This window comes from Variovorax sp. GW823-FHT02B07 (genome assembly GCF_058797695.1).
Genome location: NZ_JBXAJX010000002.1, coordinates 378,036 through 404,385, shown reverse-complemented (window position 1 = coordinate 404,385; position 26,350 = coordinate 378,036). Strand labels below are relative to the sequence as shown.

General features: G+C 70.1%; 29 protein-coding genes. 19 read left to right on the top strand and 10 right to left on the bottom strand.

What is annotated here, in order from left to right; translation table 11 throughout:
* The first annotated feature begins 33 nt into the window (after positions 1 to 33).
* The 6 genes from AC1RGU_RS13095 to AC1RGU_RS13070 all read left to right on the top strand — a co-directional run bounded on the left by AC1RGU_RS13095 (position 34) and on the right by AC1RGU_RS13070 (position 5,014).
* Positions 34 to 900, top strand: coding sequence for a dioxygenase family protein (locus AC1RGU_RS13095; protein ID WP_354343708.1), 867 nt, complete (start codon positions 34 to 36; stop codon positions 898 to 900).
* Positions 901 to 922: 22 nt separating this feature from the next.
* Positions 923 to 1,690, top strand: coding sequence for an SDR family NAD(P)-dependent oxidoreductase (locus AC1RGU_RS13090; RefSeq protein ID WP_139705694.1), 768 nt, complete (start codon positions 923 to 925; stop codon positions 1,688 to 1,690).
* A complete protein-coding gene (locus AC1RGU_RS13085; protein ID WP_354343710.1) occupies positions 1,687 to 2,595 on the top strand; it encodes a beta-keto acid cleavage family enzyme in 909 nt (302 codons plus the stop codon). Before AC1RGU_RS13090 ends, AC1RGU_RS13085 begins: the two co-directional genes overlap by 4 nt.
* Positions 2,592 to 3,587, top strand: coding sequence for a quinone oxidoreductase family protein (locus AC1RGU_RS13080; RefSeq protein WP_492696493.1), 996 nt, complete (start codon positions 2,592 to 2,594; stop codon positions 3,585 to 3,587). The genes AC1RGU_RS13085 and AC1RGU_RS13080 overlap by 4 nt, the downstream gene beginning before the upstream one ends.
* 18 nt (positions 3,588 to 3,605) lie before the next feature.
* Positions 3,606 to 3,962: a cupin domain-containing protein gene (locus AC1RGU_RS13075; protein ID WP_489058245.1), complete on the top strand. Its 357-nt coding sequence runs from the start codon at positions 3,606 to 3,608 to the stop codon at positions 3,960 to 3,962.
* A 62-nt stretch (positions 3,963 to 4,024) separates the two neighbouring features.
* On the top strand, positions 4,025 to 5,014 hold the full coding sequence (locus AC1RGU_RS13070; protein ID WP_492696492.1) for a Bug family tripartite tricarboxylate transporter substrate binding protein: 990 nt from the start codon (positions 4,025 to 4,027) through the stop codon (positions 5,012 to 5,014).
* Positions 5,015 to 5,016: 2 nt separating this feature from the next.
* Here the strand turns inward: AC1RGU_RS13070 and AC1RGU_RS13065 are convergent, their stop codons facing one another.
* The 7 genes from AC1RGU_RS13065 to AC1RGU_RS13035 all read right to left on the bottom strand — a co-directional run bounded on the left by AC1RGU_RS13065 (position 5,017) and on the right by AC1RGU_RS13035 (position 12,438).
* Positions 5,017 to 5,379: a DUF3325 domain-containing protein gene (locus tag AC1RGU_RS13065; protein ID WP_354343715.1), complete on the bottom strand. Its 363-nt coding sequence runs from the start codon at positions 5,377 to 5,379 to the stop codon at positions 5,017 to 5,019.
* Entirely contained in the window at positions 5,376 to 6,995 is a 1,620-nt protein-coding gene (locus AC1RGU_RS13060) for a PepSY-associated TM helix domain-containing protein (protein ID WP_492696491.1), read from the bottom strand. The genes AC1RGU_RS13065 and AC1RGU_RS13060 overlap by 4 nt, the downstream gene beginning before the upstream one ends.
* The gene (locus AC1RGU_RS13055; RefSeq protein ID WP_139705706.1) at positions 6,992 to 7,294 is read right to left on the bottom strand and encodes a DUF3649 domain-containing protein; all 303 of its coding nucleotides are present in this window, start codon (positions 7,292 to 7,294) and stop codon (positions 6,992 to 6,994) included. The genes AC1RGU_RS13060 and AC1RGU_RS13055 overlap by 4 nt, the downstream gene beginning before the upstream one ends.
* Before the next feature lie 91 nt (positions 7,295 to 7,385).
* On the bottom strand, positions 7,386 to 9,866 hold the full coding sequence (gene fhuE, locus AC1RGU_RS13050) for a ferric-rhodotorulic acid/ferric-coprogen receptor FhuE (RefSeq protein WP_492696490.1): 2,481 nt from the start codon (positions 9,864 to 9,866) through the stop codon (positions 7,386 to 7,388).
* A gap of 70 nt (positions 9,867 to 9,936) precedes the next feature.
* The gene (locus AC1RGU_RS13045) at positions 9,937 to 10,983 is read right to left on the bottom strand and encodes a FecR domain-containing protein (protein WP_492696489.1); all 1,047 of its coding nucleotides are present in this window, start codon (positions 10,981 to 10,983) and stop codon (positions 9,937 to 9,939) included.
* A gap of 61 nt (positions 10,984 to 11,044) precedes the next feature.
* The gene (locus AC1RGU_RS13040) at positions 11,045 to 11,548 is read right to left on the bottom strand and encodes a sigma-70 family RNA polymerase sigma factor (protein WP_153282851.1); all 504 of its coding nucleotides are present in this window, start codon (positions 11,546 to 11,548) and stop codon (positions 11,045 to 11,047) included.
* Positions 11,549 to 11,688: 140 nt separating this feature from the next.
* The gene (locus tag AC1RGU_RS13035; RefSeq protein WP_492696488.1) at positions 11,689 to 12,438 is read right to left on the bottom strand and encodes an SDR family oxidoreductase; all 750 of its coding nucleotides are present in this window, start codon (positions 12,436 to 12,438) and stop codon (positions 11,689 to 11,691) included.
* 107 nt (positions 12,439 to 12,545) lie between these two features.
* Here AC1RGU_RS13035 and AC1RGU_RS13030 point away from each other — a divergent pair, with 107 nt between their 5' ends.
* The gene (locus AC1RGU_RS13030; RefSeq protein WP_492696487.1) at positions 12,546 to 13,451 is read left to right on the top strand and encodes an AraC family transcriptional regulator; all 906 of its coding nucleotides are present in this window, start codon (positions 12,546 to 12,548) and stop codon (positions 13,449 to 13,451) included.
* A gap of 18 nt (positions 13,452 to 13,469) precedes the next feature.
* Here AC1RGU_RS13030 and AC1RGU_RS13025 read toward each other — a convergent pair whose 3' ends face one another.
* The gene (locus AC1RGU_RS13025; RefSeq protein WP_492696486.1) at positions 13,470 to 15,167 is read right to left on the bottom strand and encodes a long-chain fatty acid--CoA ligase; all 1,698 of its coding nucleotides are present in this window, start codon (positions 15,165 to 15,167) and stop codon (positions 13,470 to 13,472) included.
* Between the two features lie 204 nt (positions 15,168 to 15,371).
* Here AC1RGU_RS13025 and AC1RGU_RS13020 point away from each other — a divergent pair, with 204 nt between their 5' ends.
* The 3 genes from AC1RGU_RS13020 to AC1RGU_RS13010 all read left to right on the top strand — a co-directional run bounded on the left by AC1RGU_RS13020 (position 15,372) and on the right by AC1RGU_RS13010 (position 17,510).
* Entirely contained in the window at positions 15,372 to 15,932 is a 561-nt protein-coding gene (locus AC1RGU_RS13020; protein ID WP_492696485.1) for a CHRD domain-containing protein, read from the top strand.
* A gap of 109 nt (positions 15,933 to 16,041) precedes the next feature.
* Positions 16,042 to 16,482 (top strand): OsmC family protein, encoded by a 441-nt coding sequence (locus AC1RGU_RS13015; protein WP_492696484.1) that lies wholly within the window; start codon positions 16,042 to 16,044, stop codon positions 16,480 to 16,482.
* A 41-nt stretch (positions 16,483 to 16,523) separates the two neighbouring features.
* On the top strand, positions 16,524 to 17,510 hold the full coding sequence (locus AC1RGU_RS13010; protein WP_095746226.1) for a Bug family tripartite tricarboxylate transporter substrate binding protein: 987 nt from the start codon (positions 16,524 to 16,526) through the stop codon (positions 17,508 to 17,510).
* A 13-nt stretch (positions 17,511 to 17,523) separates the two neighbouring features.
* Here the strand turns inward: AC1RGU_RS13010 and AC1RGU_RS13005 are convergent, their stop codons facing one another.
* A complete protein-coding gene (locus tag AC1RGU_RS13005) occupies positions 17,524 to 18,252 on the bottom strand; it encodes a Crp/Fnr family transcriptional regulator (protein WP_095746227.1) in 729 nt (242 codons plus the stop codon).
* A gap of 142 nt (positions 18,253 to 18,394) precedes the next feature.
* Here AC1RGU_RS13005 and AC1RGU_RS13000 point away from each other — a divergent pair, with 142 nt between their 5' ends.
* The 9 genes from AC1RGU_RS13000 (at position 18,395) to AC1RGU_RS12960 (ending at position 25,926) form a co-directional block, all read left to right on the top strand.
* Positions 18,395 to 18,895, top strand: a complete 501-nt coding sequence (locus tag AC1RGU_RS13000) for an ester cyclase (RefSeq protein WP_492696483.1) — start codon at positions 18,395 to 18,397, stop codon at positions 18,893 to 18,895.
* Entirely contained in the window at positions 18,892 to 19,665 is a 774-nt protein-coding gene (locus AC1RGU_RS12995; RefSeq protein ID WP_492696482.1) for an SDR family NAD(P)-dependent oxidoreductase, read from the top strand. The genes AC1RGU_RS13000 and AC1RGU_RS12995 overlap by 4 nt, the downstream gene beginning before the upstream one ends.
* A gap of 44 nt (positions 19,666 to 19,709) precedes the next feature.
* Positions 19,710 to 20,783, top strand: a complete 1,074-nt coding sequence (locus AC1RGU_RS12990; RefSeq protein WP_492696481.1) for an MBL fold metallo-hydrolase — start codon at positions 19,710 to 19,712, stop codon at positions 20,781 to 20,783.
* A 45-nt stretch (positions 20,784 to 20,828) separates the two neighbouring features.
* On the top strand, positions 20,829 to 22,166 hold the full coding sequence (locus tag AC1RGU_RS12985; protein WP_492696480.1) for an MFS transporter: 1,338 nt from the start codon (positions 20,829 to 20,831) through the stop codon (positions 22,164 to 22,166).
* Positions 22,167 to 22,254: 88 nt separating this feature from the next.
* A complete protein-coding gene (locus AC1RGU_RS12980; RefSeq protein WP_492696479.1) occupies positions 22,255 to 23,013 on the top strand; it encodes a GntR family transcriptional regulator in 759 nt (252 codons plus the stop codon).
* Positions 23,010 to 23,807 carry a transporter substrate-binding domain-containing protein gene (locus AC1RGU_RS12975; RefSeq protein ID WP_492696478.1) on the top strand — a complete coding sequence of 266 codons (798 nt, stop codon included), beginning with the start codon at positions 23,010 to 23,012 and terminating at the stop codon, positions 23,805 to 23,807. The genes AC1RGU_RS12980 and AC1RGU_RS12975 overlap by 4 nt, the downstream gene beginning before the upstream one ends.
* Positions 23,808 to 23,822: 15 nt before the next feature.
* Positions 23,823 to 24,485 carry an amino acid ABC transporter permease gene (locus AC1RGU_RS12970; protein ID WP_062475944.1) on the top strand — a complete coding sequence of 221 codons (663 nt, stop codon included), beginning with the start codon at positions 23,823 to 23,825 and terminating at the stop codon, positions 24,483 to 24,485.
* A gap of 18 nt (positions 24,486 to 24,503) precedes the next feature.
* Entirely contained in the window at positions 24,504 to 25,157 is a 654-nt protein-coding gene (locus tag AC1RGU_RS12965) for an amino acid ABC transporter permease (protein WP_095746234.1), read from the top strand.
* Complete coding sequence (locus tag AC1RGU_RS12960; RefSeq protein ID WP_492696477.1) at positions 25,141 to 25,926, top strand: amino acid ABC transporter ATP-binding protein; 786 nt, start codon at positions 25,141 to 25,143, stop codon at positions 25,924 to 25,926. The genes AC1RGU_RS12965 and AC1RGU_RS12960 overlap by 17 nt, the downstream gene beginning before the upstream one ends.
* Before the next feature lie 33 nt (positions 25,927 to 25,959).
* On the opposite strand, the gene AC1RGU_RS12955 is transcribed toward AC1RGU_RS12960, so the two are convergent.
* Positions 25,960 to 26,280, bottom strand: a complete 321-nt coding sequence (locus tag AC1RGU_RS12955) for a LysR family transcriptional regulator (RefSeq protein WP_159275929.1) — start codon at positions 26,278 to 26,280, stop codon at positions 25,960 to 25,962.
* Positions 26,281 to 26,350: the final 70 nt, after the last annotated feature.

Here is a 26,350-nt window from a genome sequence, read left to right as displayed (position 1 = left end):
TTAAGATCATGCAAACGATTGCAAGGATTGCAGATGAACATCGCCACCTCCCCCGATTCGGTGCTCGGCTTTGCGCTCGACGCCATGCAACGCACCCCCGATCCGCGCCTGCGCACCGTGATGGACGCGCTCACGCGCCACCTGCACGCCTTCGTCCAGGAGGTGAAGCTGACCGAGGAAGAGTTCGAGCAGGCGCTCGAATTCATCGTCGCCATCGGCCACGCCACGGGCGAGACCAAGAACGAGGTGGTGCTGGCGGCCGACATCCTGGGCGTGTCCACCGTGGTGGCGCTGCAGAACAACCAGGACCCGCACGGCGAATCGCCGGCCGCGCTGCTCGGCCCCTTCTGGCGCGCCAACTCGCCGGCCTGCGCAGCGGGCGAGAGCATCGCGCGCTCGGGCACGCCCGGCACGCCGCTGGAGGTGACGGGCACGGTGCGCGACGTGGGCGGGCAGCCGATGGCCGATGTCACGGTCGACGTGTGGCAGGCCTCGCCGGTCGGGCTCTACGAGAACCAGGACCCCGAACAGGACGACATGAACCTGCGCGGGCGCTTCACCACCGACGCGCAAGGCCGCTTCCATTTCCGCAGCGTGCGCCCTGCCGGCTACCCCGTGCCCACCGACGGGCCGTGCGGCGTGCTGCTGCGCGCGCAGCAACGCCACCCGAACCGTCCCGCGCACCTGCACTTCATGCTGAGCAAGCCGGGCCACAAGGTGCTGGTCACGCAGGTGTTCGCCGACGACGACGAGAACCTGGAGAGCGACCCGACCTTCGGCGTGACGCGGCAACTCATCGGCCGCTTCGCGCTCGCGCCCGACGGCGGTAGCGCCACGCTGCAGTACGACTTCCAGCTGGAGCCGGGAGAAATGAAGTTCCCCCGCCCACCGATCCCCTGATTCCGCAACTTTCCTTCATCCCATGAGCTTCGATCCCCAATCCCGACTCCACGGCAAGATCGCCGTCATCACCGGCGGCCTCGGCGCCATCGGCTACGCCACGGCCACGCGGCTGGCCGCGCTGGGCGCCACCTGCGTGCTGCTGCACCGCGGTGGCGACGACAACGCCGCCGCGCGCGCCGCCGCCCTGCCCTCGGACAGCGGCCAGCGCCACGGCGCGATCCGCGCCGACATCGTCGACACGCCGAGCCTGCAGGCCGCCGCCGCCGAGGTGAAGGCCGCGCACGGGCGCTGCGACATCCTGGTCAACAGCGCGGGCCACACGCAGCCCGTGCCGGCCGGCGACCTCGACGCGCTGACCGACGACCTCATCGACGACCTGCTGCGCGCCAACTTCCGCGGCGTGTTCGCCACCATCCGCGCCTTCGCGCCGATGCTCAAGGCCACCGGCGACGGGCTGGTGGTCAACATCTCGTCCATCGCCGGCTTCACGGGCGTGGGCAGCAACCTCGCGTACGTCGCGGCCAAGGCCGGGCTCGACGTGGTGGGCGATGCGCTGGCCAAGGCGCTGGCGCCGGCGGTGCGCGTGGTGTCGGTGTCGCCGGGCGCGGTCGAGTCGGGCTTCGTGCCCGGGCGCGGCGCCGAGTTCGCCGACAAGATGGCCAGCACCACGCCGCTGGGGCGCATCGGCAAGCCCGACGACGTGGCGGCCACCGTGGAAGCGCTGGCCACCACGCTGCGCTTCGTCACCGGCACGCGCATCGTGGTCGACGGAGGGCGCCACCTGTGAACAACGCGAAGACGCTCATCACCTGCGCCGTCACGGGCAACCTCGTGAAGCCCGAGCAGACGCCGCACCTGCCGATCACGCCGGTGCAGATCGCCGACGAATGCCTGGCCGCGGCCGAAGCCGGCGCGGCGCAGGTGCACATCCACGTGCGCCACCCCGAAACGGGCAAGCCCTCGATGGAGGTCGAGCTGTACCGCGAGGTGGTCGATCGCATCCGCCGCGAGAACCGCGAGCTGATCGTGAACCTCACGACCGGGCCGGGCGGGCGCTTCATTCCCAGCGAGGACGATCCGAAGATCGCCGCGCCCGGCACCACGCTGCTGCCGCCCGAAAAGCGCGTGGAACACATCGCGCTGATCCGGCCCGACGTGTGCTCGCTCGACCTCAACACCATGAACTCCGGCCCCGACGTGGTGATCAACACGCCGAAGAACGTGCGCCGCATGGCGAAGGTGATGCGCGAGGCCGGCGTGAAGCCCGAGCTGGAGATCTTCGACTCGGGCGACATCCACCTGGCGCTGGACCTCATCGCCGACGGCACGCTCGACGGGCCCGCGATGTGGACCTTCGTGCTCGGCGTGAAGTACGGCTTCGCGCCCACACCCGAAACGCTGCTCTATGCGCGCAACCTGCTGCCGCGCGGCGCCTTTTGGAGCGCCTTCGGCATCGGCCGCACGGAGTTCCCGATCGTCGCGCAATCGTGGCTGCTGGGCGGCCACGTGCGCGTGGGCATGGAAGACAACATCTACCTCGAGAAAGGCGTGCTGGCCGAAAGCAACGCGCAGCTCGTGGCGAAGGCGCGCGACATCCTGCGCAGCCTGGGCGGCGAGGTCGCCAACCCGCGCGAGGCCCGCGCGATGCTGGGGCTGGCCGACACCCGCGCCGTTCAGGGAGCCGCACGATGAGCGCCATCCTTCATGAACCGCGCGCCCTGCGCGTGAACGGCAAGGCCGCCAACCTCGAGGCGCTGCGCCTGGACGCCGCGCCGCAGCCCGAACCCGCGGTACCGCCCGGCCATGCCGTGGTGCGCGTGATGGCCGCCGCAGTGAACCCGAGCGACGTGAAGGCTGCGCTGGGCCTCATGCCGCAGGCCGTCTGGCCGCGCACGCCGGGGCGCGACTTCGCGGGCACCGTGGTGAGCGGCCCTTCGGAATGGATCGACCGCGAGGTCTACGGCTCGGGCGGCGACGTCGGCATCACGCGCGACGGCTCGCATGCACGCTACCTCGTGCTGCCCGAGGCGGCCCTGCGCGCCAAGCCCCAGGGCATCTCGATGGACGAGGCCGGCGCGGTGGGCGTGCCCTTCGTCACGGCCTACGAGGGCTTCCGGCGCAGCGGCATGCCGCAGGCGGGCCAGACGGTGCTGGTGCTGGGTGCCAACGGCAAGGTCGGGCAGGCGGCGGTGCAGCTGGCCGCGCAGGCCGGCGCGCGCGTGATCGCGGTGCAGCGCGGCCCCGGGCCCTTCGCAGGGTTCGCGAGCGCGCCGGTCGACGTGGTCGATGCGCGCCACCACGCCGACGTGGGCGCGCAGGTGCGCGAACTCACCGACGGGCGCGGCGCGCACATCGTCTACAACACCGTGGGCAGTGCCTACTTCGAGGCCGCCAACAAGGCGATGGCCAAGGGGGCCACGCAGATCTTCATCGCCACGCACGACCGCGCGGTGCCCTTCGACATCTTCGCGTTCTACCGCGGCATGCACACCTACGTGGGCATCGACTCGCTGGCGATGGACTGCGTGGCCTCCACCGCGCAGCTGGACGCGATGCGCGAAGGCTTCGAGCGCGGCACGCTGAAGCCCTTTCCCGTGGCACGCCACTTCGCGCTCGACGAAGCGATCGACGCCTACCGGCTGGTGCTGTCGGGCAGCACCGACCGCGTCGTGCTGCGCCCCTGACCCCCGAGGACACCCACCATGCATGTGACCCGTTTCAGCGAGGCGCCGCACTACGAGGCGCCCAACCACTTCGACATGCGCTGCCTGCGCCTGCAGGGCAAGGAGGCCGGCCCCTCGACGCAGATGTGGATGGGCATGAGCCAGATCCTGCCCGGCGGCCGCACCGGGCTGGACGGCTCGCCGATGGAAAAGCTCTACCTCGTGCTCGAGGGCGAGCTGCACATCGTCGGCGAACTCGACGGCGCGCACCAGGAAGACGTGCTGCTGCCCTACGACAGCTGCCGCTTCGCGCCCGGCGAGAAGCGCCAGCTCGAGAACCGAAGCAACCGCCCGGTGCTGGTGGCGCTGGTGATGGCCAACGCACCGCCCGCCTGACGCGCTCCTTTCCCAGTCAGTCATTCATCGCTCGCACCAACAAATCAACGGAGACAAGACGCATGAAGAAGACATTCCCATGGAGCCGCCGACAGGCGCTCACGGTCGTTGCGGCGCTGGCGGCCTGCACGCTCGGCGGCGCCCATGCACAGGGCCCCTGGCCGGGCACGCAGCCCATCAAGCTGGTCGTGCCCTTCACGGCGGGCAGCGGCACCGACATCGTCGCGCGCCTGGTCGCCGAGAAGCTGGGGCCCGCGCTGGGCACCAGCGTGATCGTCGACAACCGCCCCGGCGCGGGCGGCACGCTGGGCGCGGCCATCGCCGCCAAGGCGCCGGCCGACGGCTACACGCTGCTGGTGCATTCGGCCGGCCATCTCGTGAACCCGTGGATCTACAAGGGGCTGTCGTACGACACGCTGAAAGACTTCACGGGCGTGACGCCGATGGCCAGCCTGCCCAACGTGCTGGTGACCGCGCCTTCGCACTTCACCGACGTGAAAGACCTCGTGGCCAAGGCGAAGGCCAAGCCCGGCGGGCTGAACTACGGCTCCGCGGGCAACGGCTCGGCCACGCACATGAATGCCGAGGTGTTCCGCCTCGCGGCCGGCGTCGATGCGCAGCATGTGCCCTTTCGCGGCACGCCCGAAGCCATGACCGAGGTGATGGCCGGGCGCGTCGACTGGTTCTTCGCGCCGATGGTGTCGGCGCTGCCGCTGATCAAGAGCGGCAAGCTCAAGGCACTGGCCGTGGGCACCGCCGGCCGCTCGTCCGCCCTGCCCGACGCACCCACCACCGTGGAAGCCGGCGTGCCGGGCTCGGCCTACCTGTTCTGGGTCGGCCTGTTCGCGCCCGCCAAAACGCCGCAGCCTGTGGTGGAGCGGCTGCAGGCCGAGGTCGCGAAGATCATGGGCTCGCCCGAGCTGAAGGAACGGCTGGAGAAGCTCGGCGCCGAGCCTTTCACCATGCCCTCCGCGCAGTTCAACAAGTTCATCGCCGACGAGACCGCGAAGGCACAGCAGGTGGTCAAGGCCGCAGCCATCAAGGTGGACTGACCTCAGCGCAGCAGCGCCGCCAGCACCGGCGCCAGCCCCGCACCACCGGCCACGGCGGCAGCACCGGCGCCCCACGCCACAGCGCGCGGGCGGTACGGCAACAGCAAGGCCACCGGCAACGCCCCCGCCGACAGGAAGCCGAGCCACGCGACCGTCCCGACCGTGGGGCCCCACGCCATCACGCAGGGCACGATGGCCGCGGCCAGCAGCACCATGCCGATCACGCGCAAGCCCGTGCGCCGGCGCGCGGGCACTTCGCGTCCGCGCGTCAGCTGCTCATGGTGCCGGTCCATGGCAAAGCTCAGGCACGACATGCCCGCATACGCCAGCGCAAGGCCAAGCAACGAAGCCCATGCCGTCGTCATCGCACCACCTTCTTCAGCAGATGGCGCAGCGCGCCCAGCGCCGCAAGACCGAAAGCCACCACGCCCAGTTCGACCCCGAGGCTTTCCCAATCACTGCGCGACAGCTGCGCCAGCAGGTGATCACCCGTGGTCACGAAGTTCAGCACCGGCAGCAGCAGGCACAACGCGGCCAGCGCACCGAGCTGCTCGCGCCACGCGCGCGCCGGCTGGCGCACGAAGGCGTGCACCAGCGCCAGCGTCCACAGCGCGAAGAAGACCTGCAGTTCGCGGTCCGCGCGGTGCCCGATGCCGACCGGCACCAGCCGGTTGGCCCACAGGTAACCCACGCAGGCGATGGCCAGCCCGGCGATGGCCGCGACGTTCAGCGCCTCGATCAGCCGGTAGACCCGCGCCGTCGCGCCGCCGAACTCGCCCAGGTGCTTCTGCCGACGCTTCACGATGAACAGCACGGCCCCCGAACCCATCATCGCGGTGCCCGCGAGCCCGCACAGGAAGTAGAGCCACTTCATCGGCCAGCCGCCGAAGGTGACCATGTGCAGCCCGCCCATGGCCGACTGCGCAAGCATGGCTGCGCCGCCATCCGCGGCGCCCGGCAGGCGCACGCGCTGCACCTCGCCGCTGGCGGCCGAGAACTGCACCATGCCGGTGGTGGCGCTGAGCCGGCGCGCGGATTCGTCCTCGCCATTCCATCCGTAAACGCCGATGCGCGCCCCCGCGTCGCCCGGGTGGTCGATGACGACCGCGCGCACCGGCTGGCCCATGCGTTCCTGGCCGCGCGCAGCGAACGGTTCGAGCACGGGCACGGGCATCGCGCGACCGGTGGCGGCGGGCTTGTCGCTGTCGCCCAGCTCGGACACGAAGCGCACCTGCGCCTGCGGGCCCGTGCCGTAGTGCAAGACCTTGGGGGCCGGCATGAAGCTGGTGCCCGAGATCACAAGACCGGTGTAGGCGATCATGAACTGGAAGGGCAAGGTCAGCACCGCCACCGCGTTGTGCGCGTCGAGCCAGCTGCGCTGGCCTTTCTTGGGACGGAAGGTGAAGAAGTCCTTGAAGATGCGCTTGTGCGTGATCACGCCCGACACCAGCGCCACCAGCATCGCCATCGCGGCGATGCCGACGATCCACAGGCCGACGGTGCCGGCGTGCAGCTCGTAGTGGAAGTCGACGAAGTGGTGGCCGCCGAGCGTGGCGCGGGTCGCGTGGCCGCCGTCTTCCTTCAACGGCTTGCCGGTGGCGGGGTCGAGCGCGACGCCCGCGTACTGCCGGTTGGCGTCGAACCAGAACACGCGCAGCTCGCCGCCGCCCTGCGCATCCGAAGGCCACAGCTCCCACATCGAGGCGCCCGGGTGGTGCTCGGCCATGTAGGCCATGCCCCAGGCCAAGCGCTGCGCGCGGTCGGCCGTGGGTTCGCCTTTCTTTGCAGCGGCGGCGGCTTCCTCGGCGTGGTGCTCCGGCGTCATCCAGTGGGTGATGGGCTCGTCGAACACGGCCAGCGTGCCGGTGAGGAACACCGCGAACAGCAGCCACGAGAACCACAGGCCGCACCAGGTGTGCAGCCAGGCCTGGGCCTGGCGGAAGCCGCCCTGCGACGGCGCCTTGGTTTTCTTCGTGCTCATGCCCCGCCTCCCGCGCCGCGCAAGGCCAGGCCGAGCCCGGCCAGCACCACGGCCGGCAGCAGCAGGCCGGCCCAGGCGCGCGGCAGCGACACGGGCGCAAAGGCCCAGATCACGGCGACGGTGTAGACCGCGAAGCTGAACTGCATGCCCCCGAGCGCAGCCTCGGCGGGGCCGGCCGGCAGCACGGCGGCCAGGAAGACGGCGGCGGCCGAGGCCAGCGCGTAGCCGCCGAGCACGGCGGCCGCGACGCGGGACAGCAGCCGCAGGGCGGGAGAAAAGGAGGAGGTGCGGGTGTTCATCGGGGACCGGAAAACGGGGCGCGGACATGCGCCCCTCCCCTACATGACAAACGAGAACGAAAAAAGGGTCATGCCCCCCGCTCTTTCCCGGTCAGAACGCGTAGCTCAGCGTCGCCACCGCGTTGCGCGGCGTGCCGAAGTAGGCCTGCCCGTCGATGTTGCTGTAGTACTTCTTGTCGAACAGGTTCTCGATGTTCAGCTGCAGCGCCAGCCTGGGCGTGAAGGCGTAGCGCGCCATCAGGCTCACGACCGCGCGCGAGCCCTGCTGGTAGCGCAGGTCGACATCGCCCACGCTGTACGCGTAGTAGGTGCGGTTCTGCCAGTTGACGCCGCCGCCCAGCGTGAGCCGGTGCCACGCGCCGGGCAGCCGATAGGTGGTGAACAGCGTGGCCTGCGTAGTCGGCATGGCGGTGTTGATGCGGTTGCCGTTGCCTTCGCGGCCCAGCGTGCGTGCGATGCCCGCGTTGAGCTGCCAGCCGGGGGCCAGTTCGCCCGACACCTGCAGCTCGATGCCCTTGCTGGTCACGCCACGCGCGCCGTAATAGGCGCCTTCGCTCGAGTTGGGCACGAGCTTGGTGCCGTCGCGTTGCGCCACGTTCTCCTGCTCGGCGCGGAAGACGGCGATGGAGGTGTTGAGCTTGCCGTTCAGGTGCTCGCCCTTGAGGCCGATCTCGTAGCTCTTGCCGGTCACCGGGTCGAGGTAGGCGCCGCTGGCGTCGCGGTAGTTCTGCGGCTGGAAGATGTCGGTGTAGCTCGCGTACACCGAGTAGTTCTCGCTCAGGTCGTACACCAGGCCCGCGTAGGGCGTGAACACCTCGTGCTTGCGCGTGGCCGGCGCGTCGGCGGTCAGGCGCGTGGAACGCCAGCTGTTCTGACGCCCGCCCACGATGAGCTTGAGCGAATCGGCCAGCGACAGGCGCGCGGCGCCGTAGTAGCCGGTCTGGCGCGTCTTGGTGATGGCCGAGACCTTCAGCGGGTCCCAGCCCGGCTCGGGGTACGACGCGGCGTTCCAGTCGTAGAAGTTACCGGTGTCGGGCAACGCGCTGGTGCGTGGATGGCTCGCCTCCACGTAGCGCGACTGGCTGTTGCTGACACCCACCACGAGTTCGTGCGTGCGCCCCAGCAGCTTGAACGGGCCGGTGGCCTGCAGGTCGAGGCTGTTCTGGCGGAACTGGTGCTCGAAGTAGCCGGGCAGCGAGCCCAGGCCGGTGCCGGTGAGGCGGTCGAGGTCGCCGTACAGGTACAGCAGCTTGGCGTTCTGCTTGCTCTGCCGGTGCGAGCCGTTGGCCTTGAGCTTCCAGCCGTTGTCGAACTGGTGCGTGAGGTTCGCGAAGGCGGTGGTGGTGGTCGTGTCCCAGTGGGTCCACGGCGTGCCGACGGTCTTGGAGCGGTCCCAGCGCGTGGCTGTGCCGTCGCTGAAGGTCAGCGGCAGCCCGCCCCAGGTCGACGAGGTGGGCCGCGTGGCCTGCGACTCGATGCCCACGCTCAGCGTGGTGCTGGGCGTGAGGTCGGCATCGACCACGCCGTACAGCACATGCTTGCGGCCGTGGTACATGTCGATGAAGGAGTCGCGGTCTTCCGTCATGCCGATGAGGCGGGCGCGCACGCGGCCGTCTTTCGTCACCGGCGTCTGCAGGTCGACCGTGCCGCGGCGCAGGTTCCACGAACCCAGCGCGAGCGACGCGTTGCCGGCGAACACCTTGCTGTCGGCGTGCTTGCGCACCAGGTTCACCGAGGCCGAGGGGTTGCCCGCGCCGGTGAGCAGCCCCGTCGAGCCGCGCACGACCTCGATGCGGTCGTACAGCACCGGGTCGTTGGTGGAGGCGCCGAAGAAGTCGGTGGTGACCGTGGTCGGCACGCCGTCGTACTGGTAGTTGTCGATGTAGAAGCCGCGCGCGTACAGGTCGGTGCGGTCGCTGTCGGAGCTCACCGAGAACACGCCGGGCACGCTCTGCATGGCCTGGCCGAGCGACAGCAGGTTCTGGTCGTCGATCTGCTGGCGCGTGATGACGGTGACCGACTGCGGCGTCTCGCGCGGCGAGAGCGCGAGCCCGGTGGCCGCCGCCGTGGCGCGCGTGGTGTAGGCGCCGGTGCCTTCGGTGGTGCCGCTGCGGTCGGCCTCGGCCGTGACGGTGACGGGCGAGAGCGTGTCGATGCCGCCCTGCCCTGCGACAGGTGCGCCGGCCTCGCGACGGTTCAGCGTGTAGCTGCCGTCGGTGCGCGCCACCACCTGCAGGCCGCTGCCCGCGAGCAGGCGCTCGATGGCTTCGCGCGCGGTGTAGCGGCCCGCCACCGCGGGGCTGCTGCGCCCCTGCGTCAGCGCGGGGTCGAACGACAGCGCGATGCCGTTGCCGGCCGCGAAGGCGGCGAGCGTGCGGCCCAGCGGGCCGGCGGGAATGTCGTAGGCGCGGGATGCGGCGGCGTCGAGCGAGGACGGCGACGCCTGCGCGAAGGCCGGCCCTCCCGCGCCGGCCAGGCCGCCGAGGGCGAGCGCCACCAGGGCATGGCGAAGGACGGTGTTCAGGCGGCGCTCTGCGAACGGGCGCAAGGCGGACGGGCGGGATGCGGACATGGAGACGGGCCTTTCGGTTGGGCAACGGTGGGTTCTTCACCCTCCTTGCCAGCCGAAACGAAAAAAAGTCTCACCCCCGGATCGATATATTTTTCGAAGCGCCCACCGCGCCTTCTTCGGGTGCCGCCCGCGGCACGAGCGTGACCCAGTAGCCGCGCAGGCGCGTGGCCGCATCCACCGGATAGGTCGACACCAGCATGCGCAGCACGCCGTCGGTGTCGGCCAGCGGAAAGGCGCCCGAGACACGCAAGTCGGCCACCGCCGCGTCGCACTGCAGCAGGCCGGGGCGGTAGCGCGACAGCTCGGCGGCAAAGTCGGCCAGCCGCATGCCGTCGGCCAGCAGCATGCCTTGGGTCCAGGCCAGCACCGAGGCGTCCGCCGGGCGGAAGTCGTCGATGCCGTCGGCCGTGAAGCGGGCCTGCTGCCCCGCCGGCAGCACGCGCGCGGCGGCGCGCTCGGGCGTGATGCGCACCGCGCCTTCGAGCACGGCGATGTGGGTGGCGCCGCCCGCCTCCTTGCGCACGCTGAAGCGCGTGCCCAGGGCCTCCAGCGCGCCACCGGCGCTGGCCACGCGGAACGGGCGGTGCGCGGCAGCGGGGTAGGGCGCGGTGGCGATGAAGATCTCGCCCGCCTGCAGCACCACGCGGCGCTGCGTGCCGTCGAAGTGCACATCGACCGCGCTGGCGGTGTTGAGCGTGAGGCGGCTGCCGTCGGCCAGCCGCAGTTCGCGGCGCTCGCCGGTGGCGGTGCGGTGCCCGGCCATCCAGCCGCGCTCGTCCGCCATCTCGACCGCCTGCCAGCCGAGCCAGCCGGCGGGCACGGCCGCCAGCAGCGCGGCCAGCCGGCCGAGGGTGGCGCGGCGGTTGTTCGCGTTGCCGCGCGCGGGCCGCGCGAGCGACGACATCGCCAGCGCCGGCGGCAGGCCGCCGAGCTTGTTCATCAGCTGCTCGGCGCGCGCCCAGGCGCGGGCGTGGTCGGGGTGGCTCTGGCGCCAGCGCTCGCAGGCGCGGCGGTCTTCGTCGGTGACGGCGCTGTCGTGCAGCCGCATCAGCCATTCGGCGGCTTCGTCGAGCACGCGCGGGGCGAGTGCCGACGTTTCGAAATTCATGGCGCTCATCAGAATGCCTTCGTGCTTCGCACTTCGGCGCGAGCTTGCTTGGGGCGGCCCGGCGCGGCGCTCATGCCATCACCGCCAGGCAGCCCCGAAAGCCCTGCTGCATGTAGCGCTTGACCGTGACCAGCGACACGCCCAGCTCGCGCGCGATGTCCTCGTACTTCATGCCGTCGAGCTGCGACAGCAGGAAGGCCCGGCGTGCGAGCGGCTTGAGGGCGTCGAGCATGGCGTCGATCTCGTGCAGCGTCTGCAGGATCACCAGCCGCTGCTCGGGCGACGGCGCCTCGGGCTCGGGCATGACGGCCAGCGCCTCGAGGTAGGCCCGCTCCAGCGCCTGGCGCTGGTACCAGTTCACGAGGATGTTCTTGGCCACGCTCGTGAGGTAGGCGCGCGGCTGCGCGATGACCTCGGGATTGCGCGCCGTCAGCAGCCGCGCGAAGGTGTCCTGCGCCAGGTCGGCCGCGTCGCACGAGTTGCCGAGCTTCTTGCGCAGCCACGACTGCAGCCAGCCGTGGTGGTCGCTGTAGAGGGTGTGGACTTGCTGGAAGGCGGCTTCGGCAGCGGACATGGCGGGCGGCACGGCGGCGGGGGCTCCGCCTACAAATAAGAATTATTCTCATTTTAAGCAAAAAGGCCGCAGTACCGCCCTGCCCGCCCTGCCCGTCCTGTCCGTCCTGTCCGTCCTGTCCGCACTGCGGACAGCGTGGCTCAGGCCGGCCGGGCTGCCGCGAGCGCCACCGCGTCCGTGCCCGCCGGATAGCGCAGCGTCGCATCCGAGTCGTTCGCGGCGCGCCAGACGGCCTCGGCCACCTCGGCCGCCGTGGTCACGGCCGTGGGGTTGCCCAGGGCCGCGAAGACGCCCTGCGCCAGCGGCGCGTAGTCCGGCGGGATCAGGCCCTGCATGCGCTGCGCCCCGTTCTCGGTGAACCGCGTGCCGGGCCCGTAGCCCGGCTCGACCAGCTTCACGCGCACGTCGAACGCCGCCAGCTCGAAGGCGAGCGAGGCGGTGAAGCCCTCGATGGCGGTCTTGCTCGCGGTGTACGCGGCCACCAGCGGCATCGGCGCGAGCGTGACGCTCGAGGTGACGTTGACCAGCAGCCCCGAGCGCCGCGCCCGGAACTGCGGCAGCACGGCCTGCGCCATGGCCATCATGCCGAAGGTGTTGGTCTCGAACACCTCGCGCACGGTGGCCATGGGCGTGGCTTCGAAGGCGCCGAAGAGACCGACGCCCGCGTTGTTCACGAGCACGTCGATCGGGCCCGCGTTCTCGATGGCGGCGGCGATGCTGTCGGGTTGCGTCACGTCGAGCGGCAGCACGCGCAGGTTCGGCGCGTCGGGAAAGAGGTCGTCGCGCGGCGTGCGCATGGTGGCGACAACGCGCCAGCCCTGGGCGTGGAAGTGGCGGGCGGTTGCCAGGCCGTAGCCGGAGGAGCAGCCGGTGATGAATGCGGTTTTCAATGAGGTTCCTTGGAAGTGGGTGATGAAGAGAAGAGCCCCAACGATAGGGACGACCAGCCGGACTTGCTACCATCGAACGTCGCCATTTCTTTTGCAGGAGTCCAGCCATGGCCGATCCCCTGGCCGAGGTCATCGCGCTGCTTCGCCCGCGCGCCGTGTATTCCAAGGTGATCGCGGGCGCCGGCGCCTGGGCCGTGCGCTACACGGCCTTTGGCCAGCCCAGCTTCTGCACCATGCTCGAGGGCGAGTGCGTGCTGGCGGTCGACGGCCAGCCGCCGCTGGCGCTGGCCGCCGGCGACTTCCTGCTGATGCCGGCCACGCCCGGCTTCACGCTGTCGGGGCGCACGCCGGCACCGCCGGTGTTTCTCGATTCGCATGAACAGGCGGCGCGCGAGGACGCGCACGGCGAGGTCCGCCACGGCGACCGGAACGGCCCGCCCGACGTGCGCATGCTCGGCGGCTATTTCGCCTTCGATTCGCCCGACGCCGCCCTGATGGTGTCGCTGCTGCCCTCGGTGCTGCACATGCGCGGCGTCGCGCGGCTGTCGCTGCTGGTGCAGCTCGTGCGCGAAGAGTCGATGGCGCAGCGGCCGGGGCGCGACCTCGTGCTCGGGCGGCTGGTCGAGGTGCTGCTGATCGAGGCGTTGCGCTCGGCGCCCGGCGAAGGCGCGCCGCCGGGGCTGCTGCGCGCGCTGGCAGACAGCCGGCTCGCCGCCGCCGTGCGGCACATGCACGCGGACCCCGCGCGCTCATGGACGGTGGAAGAACTCGCCGGCAAGGCCGCGCTCTCGCGCTCGGCCTTCTTCGAGCGCTTCTCGCGCGCCGTGGGCCTGCCGCCGATGGAATACCTGCTGGCGTGGCGCATGGCGCTCGCCAAGGACCTGCTGCGCCGCGGCGGCTGCGCGCCGGCGGAGGTGGCCGCGCGTATCGGCTACAGCTCGGCCAGCACCTTCAGCACGGCGTTCAGCCGCCATGTGGGCCAGGCGCCCGGGCGCTACGCGCGCCAGCCCTAGCAAGGACAAAGGCGGCGATCAGGCCGCCGTGCCTTCCTTCTCCTGCAGCAGGCGCCACATCACCTTGCCGCTGCCGCTCTTGGGCAGTGCATCCACAAACTCCACCTTGCGCGGAATCTTGTAGACCGCCATGTTCTCGCGGCACCAGTCGATGATCTGCTGCTCGGTCGTTTCCTTGTGCGTGGCGCGCAGCACCACCACGGCCTTGACCGATTCGCCGCGGTAGTCGTCCTTGGTCGAGATGACGCAGGCCTCCTGGATCGCGGGGTGGCGGAACATCAGCAGCTCGACCTCGGCCGGCCACACCTTGAAGCCGCTCGCGTTGATCATGCGTTTCAAGCGGTCGGTGATGAAGAAGTAGCCCTCCTCGTCCATGCGGCCCATGTCGCCCGAGCGGAAGAAGCGCTTGCCCTCGAACTCGACGAAGGCGGACTTGGTGGCGTCGGGGCGCTTCCAGTAGCCCTGGAACACCTCGGGGCCGTGGATGATGATCTCGCCCGATTCGCCGATGGGCATCTCCTGCAGCGTGTCGGGGTCGACCACGCGCGCGTCGGTGCTCATGAACGGAATGCCCAGGCACTGCTGCTTGGGGTGGTCCGAGGGGTTGGTGTGCGAGGGCGCGGCGGTCTCGGTGAGGCCGTAGCCTTCCTGGTACTTCAGGCCGTACTGCTCGAACAGGCGCTGCGCCACGGCCTGCGGCATGGCGGCGCCGCCACCGCCGATGTGGGTCATGCTCGTGAGGTCGTAGCTCGCGAAGTTGGGGCTGGCCATGAGGTCGATGACCATGGTGGGGATGTTGGTCCAGCTCGTGACCTTCCAGCGCGAGATGAGCCGGCCCGCCACGTCACGGTCCCAGCGCGGCATGATGACCAGCGTGGCCGCCGCGAGGATCGAGGTGTGCATCATGCTCACCACGCCGGTGATGTGGAACATCGGCACCACGGCCAGCACCACCGCCTCCGACGTGGCCTGGCCCCAGAGCTGGCCGGCCATCGCGTTGTGCATGAGGCTCGAATGGTGGTGCACGCAGCCCTTGGGCAGGCCGGTGGTACCGCTGGTGTAGGGCAGCAGCGCCATGTCGTTGGCGCCCACCACGTGCGCAGGGGCCGGGTGGCCGGCCGCGAGCGCGTCGGTCCACGCCATGACCTGGCCGTCGGCCAGTGCGGGCAGCGGGTGGCGCGTGCCGAGCCAGTCGGCCCAGGCCGGCGCGGGGGCGTCGTCGCCGGTCACGCCGGCATCGAAGGCGTCGGTGAACTGGCTCACGATGAGGTGCGACAGGCGCTGCTCGGGCGGCAGCGCGTCGCTGGCCTTGGCCAGCTCGGCCGCGAGGTCGCCGGTGGTGATCGCCACCTTGGCGTCGGGGTCGACGATGTAGTGCTTGAGCTCTTCGGCCCGGTTCATCGGGTTGACCGGCACCACGACGGCATTGGCGCGCAGGATGGCGAAATGCGCGATCACCAGCTGCGGGCAGTTCTGCATGTTCAGCACCACGCGGTCGCCGCGCTGCACGCCCAGCGCATGCAGCGTGCCGGCCAGCCGCTCGACCTGGTCGGCCACGTCGCGGTAGCTCAGCACGCGGCCGAAGAAGACCAGCGCGGCCTTGTCGGGGTAGCGCGCCGCCGAGGTGGCCAGGTTGTGCCACAGCGAGGTCGCGGGGACGGTGATCGAATGCGGGAGGCGCTTGGGCCAGAACTTGTAATGCGGGCGTGGTTGCATGGTCTGTGAACAGGCGAAGGAGGAAAGAGAGGGGAAAGAAAGCGGTGCGAAAAGGCGCAGTGCGCCAGCCTAAGCCGCACCGGCCGCCGCTCCCATCGGGGAAGCCCCCGGGGCGTCACCTTGGCGACGCCCATTCTTCGTACGTCGGGTAGGCACAGCGCATCGGCTATCGTGCGGGCTCCGCTTCACCTGTGCCTGCCTGCCATGCCCGATCCCGCCCGCCCCACCTTGCGCCGACGCATCGCCCTCTTCGGTGCCGCACTGGCCGCCCTGGCCGCGGCGGGCTGCTCGCGGGTCCCCCGGTTCGGCATGTCGGCCCCGACGACGGAGCAGCCGTCCAAGGAACCACCGACGTGGTTCGTGGCCGACTGCTGGCTCGGAACCGAAGAGGTGGTCCCGCCGCACAAGGGCAAGGCCGGCGGCTCGGCGGCCGGCACCCTGACGCTGGCCACCGGGGTGTTCGAATGGCGCGTGAACGCCGCACGCCTGAGCGGGCCGGCAACGGTCGTCGGCTTCTACGGCCCCGCCGCCACGGGCAGCAATGGACCGCTGGCGATCCAGCTGCCGCTGTCCAGCGAGGGGGAGCCGCGCAACGACGGCACCGGCGCCGGCTACGAGCGGACCGGCACGAGCCGGTTGACGCCCGCCCAGATGGCCGACCTGATGGCGGGCCTCTGGTATGTCAGCGTGTCGACGCAGGCCTGGCCGGGCGGCGAGGTCCGGGGCCAGCTCAAGCGCAGCACCTGGGGCGTGCACGGCGGCTGACGTCGGCCCCCGATGCGATGCGCTCTGCGACTACAGACAGGCGCGGATTTCGGAGCGATACCTGCGGTTCTCCCTCCGATCCACCCTCCACCTGACTGAAGGAATGTCCATGGCAGCAGACAAGCACGCAAGCGTTCACTGGGAAGGCGCCGGCAAGACCGGCAAAGGCCTGGTCAGCACCGAGACCGGCGCCCTGAAAGACTACCCCTACGGCTTCGCCAGCCGCTTCGAAGACGACCGGCGCGGCACCAACCCCGAGGAAATCATCGGCGCGGCCCATGCGGCCTGCCTGACGATGGCCTTCGCCTTCGCGCTGGAAGCGGCAGGCCTGACCGCGACGCGCATCGACACCAAGGCCGCCGTGCGGCTGGCCAAGGACGGCGCCGGTTTCAAGATCGATCGCATCCAGCTCGAACTGGACGCGGCCGTGCCGAACCTCGACGAAGCGAAGTTCCAGGAAATCGCCGCCGCCGCCAAGGCCGGTTGCCCGCTGTCGAAGGCGCTGGCGAGCGTGCCCGAGATCACGCTGAAGGCCACGCTGGCGAGCTGACCGCGCTGCTTATGATCGTCTCCACAAAAAGGAGACGGATCATGAGCAAGCCCACCCGGACCGCATCGGCGGTCCTTTCTTTCGCCCTCGGCGCATTTGGCACGTTCGGCACCACGGCGGCCCTGGCCGCCTACCCCGACAAGCCGATCAAGGTCGTCATCGGCTTTCCGGCCGGCGGCCCGCTCGACCAGCATGCGCGCCTTTTGACCGACAAGCTGCAGGCCGTGCTCGGCCAGCCGCTGATCGTCGACTACAAGCCCGGCGCGGGCGGCTCGGTCGGTGCCGACTTCGTCGCCAAGAGCCCGGCCGACGGCTACACGCTGGTGCTGGCTAACACCGGGGTGGCGGTGATCAACGGCGCGCTCTACAGCAAGCTGCCCTACAACACGCAGCGCGACTTCGTGCCGATCGCGCGCACCGCGATGCAGCCGCTCGCGCTCTTGGTCACGCCCAAGCTGCCGGTGCAGAACCTCAAGCAGTTCATCGACTACGCCAAGGCGCGGCCGGGCCAGGTCAACTACGGCTCGGCGGGCAACGGCGGCATCAGCCACCTCGTGCCCGAGATGTTCAAGACCGCGACCGGCCTCTTCATGGTGCACATCCCCTACCGCGGCAGCGCGCCGGCCTTCACCGACCTGATGGGTGGGCAGGTGCAGTTCATGGCCGAATCGATTCCGCAGGCCGCCAACTATCACAAGCAGGGCAAGGTGCGCGCGCTGGCCGTGACCAGCCGCGAGCGCAACCCCGCGCTGCCCGACGTGCCGACCGTCATCGAGTCGGGCGTCAAGGGCTTCGAGGTGGTGGGCTTCTACGGCTTCCTCGCGCCGAAGGACACGCCCAAGGACGTGGTCGCCAAGCTCAGCGATGCGTTCAGGCAGGTGCTGACCAGCCCCGAGGTGCGCGAGCGCATGGTGAGCCAGGGCGCGGACCCGGCCTACCTGGGCAGCGAGGACTTCGCACGCTTCCTCGCGACGGAAACGCCGCGCTGGGACAAGGCGGTGAAGGCCTCGGGCGCGCGGATGGACTGAACCCCGGCCGCGCTCAGCGCGGCGTGGCCGCGTGCCGCTCCAGCTGCGCGCGGTCGAGCAGCTCGATGCTGCGGTAGCGCACGCGCAGCGTGCCGTCTTCTTCCCACAGCTTGAGCTGGCGGTTCACGCTCTGGCGCGACACGCCGAGCATGAACGACAGGTCTTCCTGCGACACGCCCAGCAGCGTGCCGCCCCCTTCCTCCGTCGGCGCGACCGCGCGCGCGTCCAGCGTGAGCAGCCGGTGCGCCAGCCGCACGGGCAGCGGCATCAGGATCACGTCGTCAATCCAGGCCAGCGCCTGGCGCAGCCGCAGGCACACGAGCCGGGTGAAGGCCATGTGCACGTCGGGATGGTCGGCCACCAGCCGGTGGAAGTCGGCCGCCGCGACCACGGCCATCTCGGTGGTGTCGACGGCGCAGGTGTCGTAGACGCGCTCGCGCCCCACCAGCAGCGAGACCTCGCCGAACCAGTGGCCCGGCTCGAGCATCGCGATCACCGCCTCGCGCCCGCCCGGCGCGACCACGCTCACGCGCAACGAGCCGCTGACCACGCCGAACAGCGCATCGGGCGACGAGCCCTTGTGGAACAGCGATTCGCCGCGCACCAGCGTGCGCCGGTGCGCCACCGCGAGCAGCCGCTGCTGCACGTCGTCGGCCAGCCGCATGTCGCTGTTGTGCACGGGCGAAGGCTGCGCGTCCGGCGCGGCGGGGCTGGCGCTGGAAGAAGGGGAAGAGCGTGGCATCGCGGGTTTGTCCGGGGCCTCGATTGCCAACACCGGACAGTCTGGGTTCGAGGGGCTGTCGATAGTACGCAGGCCACCCGGGTCGACGCATTCGCGGCAACCCGATGTCCCCTGTCACCCCTGTCGCATGGAGCACACCCCGATGACCACACTGACCGACCTGCAAGCCCGCCGCGAGCGCCTCGTGCTCGACCATTTCGCCGACGAGACGCGGCAGGATTTCGACGCGGTGCTCGGCACCTTTCCGCACCCGCACTACGAGCTGATTCCCAGCGGCGAGGTGCACGACGGCATCGCCGACGTGCGCCAGTACTACACCGACACGCGCCGCGCCTTCCCCGACCAGCGCCACGAGATCATCCAGCTGCGCCATGCCGACGATTCGGTGATCGTCGAGTTCTGGCTGCTCGGCACGCACCGCGGCCCGCTCAAGGGCCTGCCGCCGACGGGCAACAGCTTTCGCTGCCGCATGAACGCCTTCTTCATCTTCGAGAGCGACCGGCTGGTGTGCGAGCGCGTGTACTTCGACACGCTGACGATGCTGCGCCAGCTGCTCGTGGGCGTGCCTGCGGAGATGGTGGGCGGGCTGGTTGCCGGCCTGCTCGGCCAAACCGCCCCGCGGGCCGAGGCCGCCACGGCATGACCGACACGCCCGCCCGGCCACTCGAAGGACGCCATGCGATCGTGACCGGCGGCGCGCGCGGCATCGGCCTGGCCATCGCGCGGCGCTGCCTCGCGAACGGCGCGAGCGTCGCGCTGTGGGACGTCGAGGCCGCGACGCTGGCGGATGCCATGGCGCAACTGGCGCCGCTGGGCACCGTGGTCACGGCATTGGTCGACGTGCGCGACGAAGTGCAGATCGCCCGCGCGGCTTCGCAGTCGCAGGAGCGCTTCGACCGCGTCGACGTCCTCGTCAACGACGCGGGCGTGCTCGGGCCGACGGTGCCCGCGTGGGAGCACACGCCCGCGCAATGGCGCCACGTGCTCGACATCAACCTCACGGGCGCCTGGCTGTGCTGCCGCGCCATCGCACCGCTGATGCTGGCGCAGCAGCGCGGGCGCATCGTCAACATCGCCTCGGTCGCGGGCAAGGAAGGCAACGGCTTCAACGCCGCCTACTCGGCCTCGAAGGCCGGGCTCATCGCACTGACCAAGTCGCTCGGCAAGGAACTGGCGTCATCGGGCGTGCTGGTGAACTGCATCACGCCATCGGCGGCCGACACGGCCGTCTTCGCAGGCGTGCCCGCCGAGCACCGCGAACAGCTGCGCACCGCCCTGCTCTCGCGCGTGCCGATGGGGCGCTTTGTCGACGTCGACGAGGTGGCGGCGATGGCCGCGTGGCTGGCGTCGGACGAGTGCTCGTTCAGCACCGGGGCGGTGTTCGATATCTCCGGGGGGCGCTCGATGTATTGAGCGACGCACCAGGCAGCCCACGCATCCAGACACAGGAGACCCCCATGACCCGAGACCCCGACCCCATCGGCTTCGCGCAGATCACCGAACTCGACGGCACGCGCCACGCCGCCATGCCGCAGGACCGCCTGCGCGCCATCCGCCGCGGCGCCGAGGCCCTGCGCGAGCGGCTGCTCGACGCGCCGCCCGTGCACTTCGCGCGCAGCTTCAACCTGCTGCGCATTCCGTATCCCGCGTGGTTCGCCTTCACCGGCGTGTACTCGCAGCAGTTGCTCAAGCCGCACATGGTGCATCTGCTGGCGCGCACCGTGCTCGTCCAGTACGACGACTTCGAAGGCCGGCTGCGCACGCTGCTCTTCACGCCGGCCGACTTCGAAGCCGGCAACGAGACGCCCTACTTCAAGCGCCTGAGCGACCAGACGCCGAAGTTCCTGCACAAGGCCATCGCACCGGTCTACCAGACCGTGCTGCAGGCGCTCGCCGGCTGCGGCGTCGCGCCCGAACAGATCGACCACATCACCTACGACCACTTGCACACGCAGGACGTGCGCCGCTGGCTCGGCAGCGAGGGCACACCGGGCCTGCTGCCGAACGCGAAGCTGCTGGTGCACCGCCAGGAACTCGCGAACGTGCAGGGCCTGCTGCCGGTGCAGGCCGAGTGGTACTGCCCGCACGGCCTGGACGGGGTGCCGCCCGAGCGCATCGTCGCCTTCGACGGCAGCCTGCAGCTCGGCCCCGGCGTCGCGCTGGTGCACACGCCGGGGCACACCGAAGGCAACCACTCGCTGGTGTACCGCACGGGCGACGGCCTGCGCGTGAGCAGCGAGAACGGCGTGTCGGCCGACAGCTGGGCGCCGCTGCAGTCGCGCCACAACGGCATCCGCCGCTATGCACAGGCCACGGGCGCCGAGGTGATCCTCAACGGCAACACGCAGGAAAGCAGCAACGACCAGTACCTGTCGATGGTGCTCGAGAAGACGCTCGCGGGCACCTCGGCGCTGCACGGGTTCAGCAACGTCGTGCCGTCGGCCGAGTGCTCGCCGCACTGGCTGTTTCCGGGCGCGCCCACGAGCCACCTGTGGGGCGAAACCAGCTTCGGCGCGCTCGTGCCGGCCTGATCCGCGAACACGCGCAGAACAGAAAAGAGAGAAGGAGACACACCGATGAACACCGCCACCCTCGACGCCGCCGCCGGCGCGCGCACACCGGCCTCGGCCGATGCGCGCGACGACGCCGCGCTCTTTCGCAAGATCACCTGGCGGCTGATGCCGCTGCTGTGCGCCTGCTACGTTCTGAACTACCTGGACCGCACCAACGTCGGCTACGCGCAGCTGCAGATGAAGGACCAGCTGGGCTTCAGCGACGCGGTGTTCGGCCTGGGCGCCGGCATCTTCTTCCTGGGCTACGCGGTGTTCGAGATCCCGAGCAACCTGATGCTCGCGAAGATCGGCGTGCGCGCCACGCTGCTGCGCATCATGGGCCTGTGGGGCCTGGCTTCGGCGGCGATGATGTTCGCCACCACGCCCACGCAGTTCTACGTGCTGCGCTTTCTCATCGGCGTGTTCGAGGCCGGCTTTGCGCCGGGCGTGCTGTTCTACCTGACGCTGTGGTTTCCCTCGCGCCGCCGCGCGCAGGCCACCGCGCTCTTCTTCATGGCCTTCGGCGCAGCGCCCATCGTCGCGGGGCCGATCGCCGGGCTCACGATGACCTACCTCGATGGCGTGCTGGCGCTGCGCGGCTGGCAGTGGCTCTTCCTGCTCGAAGGGCTGCCGAGCGTGCTGCTGGGCGTGATCGCCTTTCGCACACTGTCGAACAGCCCGGCGCAGGCGCCGTGGCTCTCGGCGGCCGAGAAGCAGCGCGTGGCCCACCTGCTGGCCGAGGACCAGGCCGCGCACGGCGCCGCCGGGCGCCACACCTTCGGCGCGGCGATGCGCGACGGGCGCGTGTGGCTGATCGGCTTCATGTCCTTCCTGATCATCCTGGGCATCTATGCGCTGTCGTTCTGGCAGCCGACGATCCTGAAGTCGATGGGGCTCAGCGTGCTGCAGATCGGCTTTTATTCGGTGATTCCCGCCATCGCAGGCATTGCCGCCAACATCGTCGTGGGGCGCCACTCCGACCGGCACCAGGAGCGCCGCTGGCACTTCGCGCTGGGCGCGCTCGCGGGCGCGGCCGGGCTGGCGCTGACCACGCTCTTCATGCACAGCCCCATCGCCGCCGTGCTGTGCCTGGCGCTGGCGTCGATGGGCATCTCGAGCGCCTTCACCGTGCTGTGGGCCATTCCCGGCAGCTTCATGTCCAGGAGCGCAGCGGCGGCGGGCATTGCGCTCATCAGCACCATCGGCGGCAGCGCGGGGCTGGTGGCGCCGATGATGGTGGGCGCGCTCAAGACGCTCACGGGCGGCTTCACGGCCAGCCTGTATGTGCTGAGCGGCGCGCTGGTGCTGTCGGCGCTGCTCATGCTGCTGGCCCTGCCCCGCAGCGCGCTCGGCAAACGGTAGCGCGCACCGCCGGCGCACCACGGCCGGCCCATTTCGGTGCACACGGCTTGCATACCAGTTGGCACGGAAGCTGCTGATATGCAGGCCTATGGCCATCTCCGCATCCGAAATCAGTGCACGCATCGTCGAAGCGGTGATGGCGCAGAAGCTTGAGCCCGGCGCGCGCCTGGGCGAGCAGCCGCTGGCGATGCTGTTCGACTGCAGCCGCACCATCGTGCGCGAGGCGCTCACGCGGCTGGCCGCGCGCGGCATCGTCACGGTGAGCGCGCGGCGCGGCTGGTTCGTCATCGAGCCTTCGCAGGACGAGGCGCGCGAGGCCTTCGAGGCGCGGCGCGTGATCGAGCTCGGCCTCATCCGCAGCACGGGCCGGATCGACAAGGCCGCCCTGCGCCAATTGAAGGCGCACCTGCAGCGTGAAAAGGCCGCACTGAAAGAGAGCGACGTCGGCCACCGCAGCTTCCTGCTGGGCGACTTCCATGTGTGCCTGGCCGAATGCCTGGGCAACACGCTGCTGGCCGACACGCTGCGCGACTTCACCGCGCGCACCACGTTGATCGCCATGCTCTACCAGAGCACGCACGACGCGGTGCAGTCGTGCGAAGACCACGTGCAGATCGTCGCGGCGCTGGAGCGCGGCGACCACGCCGCCGCCGAGGCGCTGATGGCCGAACACATCGGCACGGTGCAGTCAGCGCTGCGCGTGCAGGCGCCTGCCGACCCGCTCGCACAGCTGCGCGATGCGCTGGCACCGCTGAACAACACCCCCGCGCCGAAGCGCCGCCGCAAGGCCGCGCCCGCCGACGACGCCACCACCGATTCATCGACCTACCTAGGAGCCCTGCTATGACCTCTTTCGCCTCCCGCCGCTTCGCCCTCGCGCTGGCCAGCGTCGCCCTGCTGGCCGCCACCGGCGCCGCCCAGGCGCAGAACGCGCTCGACAACGTGCTCAAGGCCAAGACCATCAAGATCGCCGTGCCCACCGACTACCCGCCGTACGGCTCGGTCGACCGCAACATGCAGCCGCAGGGCCTCGACGTCGAGATGGCGCAGCTCGTCGCCGCCAAGCTCGGCGTGAAGGTCGAGCTGGTGCCGGTGACCAGCGCCAACCGCATTCCCTACCTGCAGACGCGCAAGGCCGACCTCGTGATCTCCACGCTCGGCAAGAACGTCGAGCGCGAGAAGGTGATCGACTTCAGCGCGGCCTACGCGCCCTTCTTCCAGGCCGTGTATGCGGCCAAGAGCATGAAGCTCACCAGCTTCGCCGACATGGCCGGCAAGACCGTCGCCGTGACGCGCGGCGCCATGGAAGACCAGGAACTGAACAAGGTGGCGCCGCCGAACGTCGACTACCGCCGCTTCGAGGACAACAACGCGACGATCGCCGCCTTCGTGGCCGGCCAGACGCAGACCCTCGCCACCAGCGCGGCGGTGGCCGGCGACATGCTCGCGAAGAATCCGAAGGTGAGTGCCGAGTACAAGCTGCTGCTGAAAGACAGCCCCTGCTTCATCGGCATCGCCAAGGGCGAAACCGCATTGAAGACGCGGGTCAACGAGATCATTGCCGCCGCCAAGAAGGACGGCACGCTCGACGCGATGTCCAAGAAGTGGCTCGGCAAGGCGGCCGGCGACCTGCCGGTCTGAGCTGAAGGCGCGGCCATGGGCATTGAATTCGACTTCGGCGCGGTGCTCGCCGAGTGGCCGCTGCTGCTGCGCGGCGTGGCATGGACGCTGGGCCTCACGGCCGTGGGCACCGTGCTCGGGCTGGCCGTGGGCACGCTGTGCGCGTGGGCCCGCTCGGGCGGGCCGGCGTGGCTGCGTGCGCTCGTGGGCGCGTACGTGGAGCTGATCCGCAACACGCCCTTCATCGTGCAGCTGTTCTTCATCTTCTTCGGGCTGCCGGCCGCGGGCGTGAAGCTCTCGCCCGAGGTGGCGTCGGTGATCGCGATGGTGATGAACCTGGGCGCGTATTCCACCGAGATCATCCGCGCCGGCATCGAGGCCACGCCCAAGGGGCAGATCGAGGCCGCGGTGAGCCTGGCGCTCAGCAAGGCGCAGGTGTTCCTGCGCGTGGTGCTGCCGCCGGCGCTCAAGAAGGTGTGGCCCGCGATGGTGAGCCAGATCGTCATCGTGATGCTGGGCTCGGCGGTGTGCGGGCAGATCTCGACCGAGGAGCTGAGCTATGCGGCCAACCTGATCCAGAGCCGCAACTTCCGCGCCTTCGAATCCTTCATCGTCGCCACGCTCATCTACCTGGCGCTGGCCGTGGCGCTGCGCCGCCTGCTCCAGTGGGCGGGGCCGCGCTTCTTCTTCGGCCGCTGAACGCGAGGCCCTTGCACCATGGTCGACTTTTCTTTGTGGGACATCCTGCGCAACCTGCTGATGGCGCTGCGCTGGACCGTCGTGCTCTCGCTCATCGCCTTCGTCGGCGGCGGGATCGTGGGCGCGCTGCTGCTGTTCGCGCGGCTGCGCGGCGGCAAGGCGGCGCAGCGGGCCGTGGGCCTGTACGTGCAGCTGTTCCAGGGCACGCCGCTGCTGATGCAGCTGTTTCTCGCCTACTTCGGCATCGCGCTGTTCGGCATCGACGTGTCGGCGTGGACGGCCGCGAGCGTGGCGCTCACGCTGTACACCAGCGCCTTTCTCACCGAGATCTGGCGCGGCTGCGTGGCCTCGATTCCGAAAGGCCAGTGGGAGGCCTCGGGCAGCCTGGCGCTGAGCTTCGGCGAGCAGATGCGCCACGTGATCCTGCCGCAGGCCGTGAAGATCGCCATCGCACCCACGGTCGGTTTCCTGGTGCAGGTGATCAAGGGCACGGCGCTGGCGTCGGTGATCGGGTTCGTCGAGCTCACCAAGGCCGGCAGCATGATCTCGAACGCCACCTTCCAGCCCTTCGTGGTGTTCAGCTGCGTCGCCCTGCTTTACTTCGTGCTGTGCTTCCCCGTGAGCCTGTACGCCAAGACCCTCGAGAGGAAGACCCATGGCCGCCGTGCTTGAACCCCAAACACAACCCGAAGCCGCATCGTTCGCCGCGCCCATCGTGCGCATCACGGCGCTGCGCAAGTCCTACGGCACGAACGAGGTGCTCAAGGGCATCGACCTCGATGTGAAGCGCGGCGAGGTGATCGCCATCATCGGCAAGAGCGGCTCGGGCAAGAGCACGCTGCTGCGCTGCATCAACGGGCTCGAGGTGTTCCAGGAAGGGGCACTCACGGTCGACGGCAAGCCGCTCCTGCATGAGAGCGCGATGGCCATGCGCACGCTGCGCCAGCGCGTGGGCATGATCTTCCAGGGCTTCAACCTGTTCCCGCACCTCACGGTCGGCAAGAACGTGATGCTCGCGCCCACGCTGGTGAAGAAGCGATCGCAGGTGGAAGCCGCTTCGCAGGCGCGCAAGCTGCTCGAACGCGTGGGCCTGGCCGAGAAGTTCGATGCGATGCCCGAGCAGCTGTCGGGCGGCCAGCAGCAGCGCGTGGCCATTGCCCGCGCGCTCGCGATGGAACCGGCCGTGCTGCTGTGCGACGAGATCACCTCGGCGCTCGACCCCGAGCTGGTGGGCGAGGTGCTGCGCGTCGTGGAGTCGCTGGCCGACGAAGGCATGACGCTGTTGATGGTCACGCACGAGATGAGCTTTGCGCGCAAGGTCAGCGACCGCGTGATCTTCATGCACCAGGGCCGCGTGCACGAGATGGGCCCGCCGGCGGAGCTGTTCGGCGCGCCGCAGACGCCGGAGCTCAAGCAGTTCCTGTCGTCGCTGCACGACTGACCGCGCGCGTGGCTGCGGCAGCAGCGGCCGCCGTTACAGGTGCTGCGATTCGTCGATGCCCAGCCGCAGCCCCGCGGCCAGCGGCGGCACCAGCCGCCCGCCGCGCCGCTCGACCTCTTCGCCGGCCTTCAGCAGCTGCTGCACCTGCTGGAAGAGTTCGTCGCCGGCCGCGGTCAGCTGCACGCCCTGCTGGCTGCGCGCGAACAGCGCGTGCCCGAGGATGCCTTCGAGCTCCCTCACGCGGGCCGTGATGGCCGGTTGGCTGACAAAGAGATGGCGGGCCGCCGCGTTGACGGAGCCCAATGTCGCGGCCCAGTGAAAGGCCTCCAGTTGCCGGAAGGTGATGCGCAACACCGCAGCCCCTTTCAGCCGGGGGCTGTTGTAGACGTGCAGGGGTACACCGCGGCCTGTTCGCTCTTCTGCT